The sequence below is a fragment of the Methylomagnum sp. genome, from assembly GCF_054333355.1.
Genome location: NZ_JBTEKS010000358.1, coordinates 1 through 4513, shown reverse-complemented (window position 1 = coordinate 4513; position 4513 = coordinate 1). Strand labels below are relative to the sequence as shown.

Here is a 4513-nt window from a genome sequence, read left to right as displayed (position 1 = left end):
TGCCGCGAGGCCGGTATCCGGGTGGTCATGATTACCGGCGACTATCCCGCCACCGCGCGGACCATCGCCGCCCAGGCCGGATTGGACGCCGCCGACATCCTGTCGGGCGACGCCCTGGCCGCGCTGGACGATCCGCAATTGCAGGCGCGGATGAAGACCGTGAGCGTGTGCGCCCGCATCGCCCCGGAGCAAAAATTGCGCATCGTCCAAGCCCTGAAGGCCACCGACGCAATCACCGCGATGACCGGCGACGGCGTGAACGACGCCCCGGCGCTCAAGGCCGCCCATGTCGGCATCGCCATGGGCGGACGGGGGACCGATGTCGCCCGCGAGGCCGCTGCGCTGGTGTTGCTGGACGACAACTTCGCCTCCATCGTGGGCGCGGTGCGGCTGGGGCGGCGCATCTTCGACAACATGCAGAAGTCCATGTCCTACATCCTGGCGGTGCATGTGCCCATCGCGGGCATGGCGCTGCTGCCGGTGCTGCTGGGCTATCCGGCCATGCTGTTCCCCATGCACATCGCCTTCCTCGAACTCATCATCGACCCGGCCTGCTCGCTGGCCTTCGAGAACGAACCGGCGGAAGCCGACAGCATGCAGCGCCCGCCGCGTGATCCCGCTGCGCCGCTGTTCGGCGGTGCCACGCTCTGGCTCGCGCTGCTGCAAGGCTTGGGGTGTTGGCGGTGGTGATGGGTGCCTATGCCTGGGCGCAACACGACCTCGGCGAATCCGCCGCCCGCGCCTTCGCCTTCGTCGCGCTGGTGACGGCCAATTTGGCCTTGATCTTCGCCGACCGCTCGCGTTCGCGCCCGCTGCTGGCCTCGCTGCTCACGCCCAATCCGGTGCTGTGGATCGTGACCGGCCTGACGCTGGCGATGCTCGGGTTGTCGCTCTATCTGCCCGCACTGGCCGGGCTATTCCGCTTCGCGCCCTTGCCGGTGGGCGAATTGGGTGCCGCCTTCGGCTTGGGGCTGGTCAGCGTCGCGTGGTTCCAGCTTCTCAAGCTGCGCAACGCCAAAAGCCGCCTGGTTTGGATCGCCCTAGCCCTGGCCTCTGCGGCGGCGGCGCTCGCCAGCTTGGGCCTGACGCCGTGGGTGGAGCGCGGTTCATGCTCCCTGTGCGTCTTGCAGCGCTTGTTGTTCATGCTGATCGCCGCGCTGGCCTTGCTCGCGGCCCTCCCGGCCGGGCGGCGGGCGCGTTGGTTGCCTGCGGGGCTGGCGATAGGATTCGCGGCCTTGGGCTTGGGCCTCGCCGCCTATCAGAGTTGGCTCCAACGCCAGCCACCTGATACCGTTGCCTGTGTCGGCGGCTTGGCGGGGTTGATCGACCACGCGGCGGGATGGCTGGGCCAGCAGGTTCCCGCCCTGTTCCTGTCCACCGGGTTCTGCGGGGAAGCGGGATCGGTGATGCATGGTCTGCCGCTGGCAATCTGGACGCTGATGGCGTTCGCCGCTTGCCTGGCGTCAACCCAGGCAAAATCATGAAAAATTGCAGGCAATGTTTCGAATTCCGGCCAACCATCGGCGGACCCCGCCGTACATGCCGTCGTAAGGGAGTGAATACAAACGCCCATTCAGTTTCCCCAGGCAATTCTTTGAAGTTGCCAAGTTGTTGACGCCTGCACGGGGGCCTTCTTTCAGCCCGCCGACAACTCCGGAATCACCCAACTCCCCGGTATCGGGACCTCGTCGAGGTGAAAGTAGCGCATAAGCTGGGCTTCGTTGGGCTCGCCCGAGAATTGGCCGTACCGGGCCTTTTGCTCGGTGGCCAGAAAGTCCATGGCCATCCCTCTTACCCCGTGCCGACGGCAACAATTGAATGAAAAAAAGCGTCCGCCGCGTCCACAATATTAGGATGACGCCTTCGGCAACAGTCACTGCCGCAATTGGGCACGGGAAAACAGGGTGAGCGGACGGCCCAGCTTGGGGCTGATTGGGGCTGAACACCTCGAAGCGATGGCCGTGGGGCGGACGACCGCGGCGAACCGGCGCGCGGTAATCCATGGCGGATGCCCCCTTGTAGTAAGAAGAGGCCCGGATGTTGATCCCAGGGTCTGTAACCCGTTCAAAATTTACTTCGCGAAATCAAGATAGTCCAACATCTGCCTTGCTCGGGAACGAAGCAAATGCTGGACCGGACGCCGACGCCTTTTCCGCAACCCCTTGTTTATGGGCGGAGGCTCAATCCTTGTCACAGTTCAAGATTTGCTTCGTTGTACGCCAGCCTATGGCGAACCCGCACGCCTGAAGGCGGCTTGACATCAGTGCCTAATTGTCCATAACCCTCATGTTCTTGTAATCCAATTGGCGCCAGTTGATTTTCCGAGCCGGGTTGATGTGGTACTCAATGGGATTGGGACTGTTATTCCATCTAAGTCCACCTAAAAACAGATCATGCCGCTCCGGATGGCTATGAACCCCGCCTTCCCGTCCTATATTCGTGCTCCGGCTCAAGAGGGGGGCCAGCACGAACAGTCCTTTATTGCGGTGCAACTGTTCGGACAGGCTCAGCGTCCAGTCGCGCATGCCGGGGTAACGGTGGTCGTCATTCCACCAGGCAGGCTCAATCCAGTGCCGCCATTGCCAAGCGTTCATCACCATGCCCCATGGGGAGAAGAACTGGCTGATGTTCAAATCCCCCCTATGCGAATCATGTGTGCTGGTGACGAACAAGTTTAGAAGCATGATGCGGACATCAATCAAAACGTCCCCCTCAACGGCGCGGTCATACCAGAGGGCGAGTTCCGCAACGTCGGGCGACAGCAGAACATCGTCTTCCAGGTGGATGTTCAGCCGGCTTCCCTGCCCAAAGGCGTGGCGCATCACATGATAAGGGTTGCCGCGTATGCCCAGCCTTTCCGGATTGCGCAGGATCGTGCAGGGCATGAAGTCCACCCCCTCGCAGAGCCGGGCACATTCCTCCGCGCCCGGCTCCAGACCGATATACAAATGCCATCCCCCTATGCCCCGCACCGCCTGCAAATGCGTCAAGGTTTGCCGGAGGTAATCAGGCCGGTGCATGGCCGTCAGGGTTACGGTCAAGGGATTCATGCGGGCCGCGCAACCTTCTCCATCGGCGAGGCATAACCCGAAAATGATATTTCGATGCCTCCCAGATCTGAGATATCAATCCCAGGGTTATACTTGGGGGGGATATTGATAGTGAAACTAGCGAACGGACTCAAGGCGATCCGGTTCGGATTGCCACCCGTGCCGTCCCCGCCCAGCGATCCGCCTGCCACGGTAACGAGGTTGCCGTTGGTAATCGTATATTCATAAATACTCAATACCCGCCGGTGTGTGTAATCGGTGCGCACGCCCAGGGGGTCCATGGTGCAAACCCTGCCATTATGCGTAAGCTGCACATAAATATTTTTGTTTTCGGAAGGCGACACGCCATGCAGGATCACCTTGAAGTTTGTGAGCAAAACGTTGGCCCATCCCAGGAAGGCGTTATCGTCCGGGGTGATTTGGAAGGTGATGGTGCCCGTCTGCTGCATGGCCCGGAATTGTAACTCCCGGAATTTGGGCGTAAGCAAAATCCTGATGTCGTTGAGCGGTTGGTTCGGCTGGCTATAATTATTAATCCAATCAATAATTTTCGCCTTCAATCGGTTGTGCATTTCGCTCAGGCCTACAAACGAGTTGTCGGAGACATGGAACGGATTGCTCGTTTGACTCCAGTACTCAAAGGCCCGGTTCTCTTGATAAAGGTATTTCAGGCACAGCGCCTTATAATCCTGGTACAGGCTAAACAAGAAATTCCGATAGCTGATTAAACCCGGCACATTCTCTTGGGCAATTTGAGACGAAATCCGGTTGACCTCTTGTTGCTTTTGGGAGATTTTGCCATCCAGGGCCATGTATTGAATACAGTTATTCGTGTATTCAAGCAGCTTCGCGTTTCGGCTTTGCGCAATCCCGATGTAATCGTGCACGGCCTGCTGATAGATCTTGGCCTCCGGCAGGTCCAGATAGGGTTTGATAGCGGCGTCAAAGTTATTGCCTTCGGCGATCAGCTTTGCTGAATCATCCACGTCGCCGCCGCCTGGATTGATCTGCTGCCAGCCCTGACTGATGGAGTTCGGGTCTCCCGCCACGGCCACGGGGTTCACCAATAGCTTCCCGGTACTAATGTTGATGCCTATATCGGCGAAATCCTTGATAGTCGCCGTGATGGTCTTGACATTCGGATCGGTGAACATGGAATAAGCATCCACCCCGACGGTCAGTATCGTTTTGAGGATGCTTAGGAAATTCGCAAAGGAACACCCCATTCCCTGTTTGACCACAGCCTCCTGAAAAGCCTTGTCGGAAGCCATCAGCACATCGTACTGAGCGACCAGCGCACTGCCCAATTGGTCGATGGATGCCCCGGTGGCGTTTATTTTCTCGTAGAAGTCGGATTGGGCCTTCTTGTAATCGGCTATGGCATCGTTGGCTTGGGCAATCGCATCCTTCATCCCCGTGAATTCGTGGGTTTGTTCGGCCAGATAGGCGCAATATTGGTTGTA

Annotated in this window: 4 protein-coding genes and 1 pseudogene; 2 read left to right on the top strand and 3 right to left on the bottom strand. The window is 59.1% G+C overall.

Translation table 11 applies throughout. The annotated features are described in order from the left end of the window. Positions 1–15 precede the first annotated feature (15 nt). Both ACXWUF_RS19170 and ACXWUF_RS19165 read left to right on the top strand, forming a co-directional pair. Positions 16–947, top strand: a pseudogene (locus ACXWUF_RS19170) (HAD-IC family P-type ATPase); the annotation flags it as partial. Next, positions 939–1484, top strand: a complete 546-nt coding sequence (locus ACXWUF_RS19165) for a disulfide bond formation protein B (RefSeq protein WP_458496184.1) — start codon at positions 939–941, stop codon at positions 1482–1484. The pseudogene ACXWUF_RS19170 and the gene ACXWUF_RS19165, both read left to right, overlap by 9 nt. A 152-nt stretch (positions 1485–1636) precedes the next feature. Here ACXWUF_RS19165 and ACXWUF_RS19160 read toward each other — a convergent pair whose 3' ends face one another. From ACXWUF_RS19160 to ACXWUF_RS19150, 3 genes are all read right to left on the bottom strand, one after another. Continuing rightward, positions 1637–1780 (bottom strand): hypothetical protein, encoded by a 144-nt coding sequence (locus ACXWUF_RS19160; protein ID WP_458496183.1) that lies wholly within the window; start codon positions 1778–1780, stop codon positions 1637–1639. Positions 1781–2267: 487 nt separating this feature from the next. After that, on the bottom strand, positions 2268–3050 hold the full coding sequence (locus tag ACXWUF_RS19155; RefSeq protein ID WP_458496182.1) for a hypothetical protein: 783 nt from the start codon (positions 3048–3050) through the stop codon (positions 2268–2270). Next, positions 3047–4513: hypothetical protein (locus ACXWUF_RS19150; RefSeq protein WP_458496181.1), on the bottom strand; the 1467-nt coding region annotated here is incomplete at its 5' end. The genes ACXWUF_RS19150 and ACXWUF_RS19155, both read right to left, overlap by 4 nt.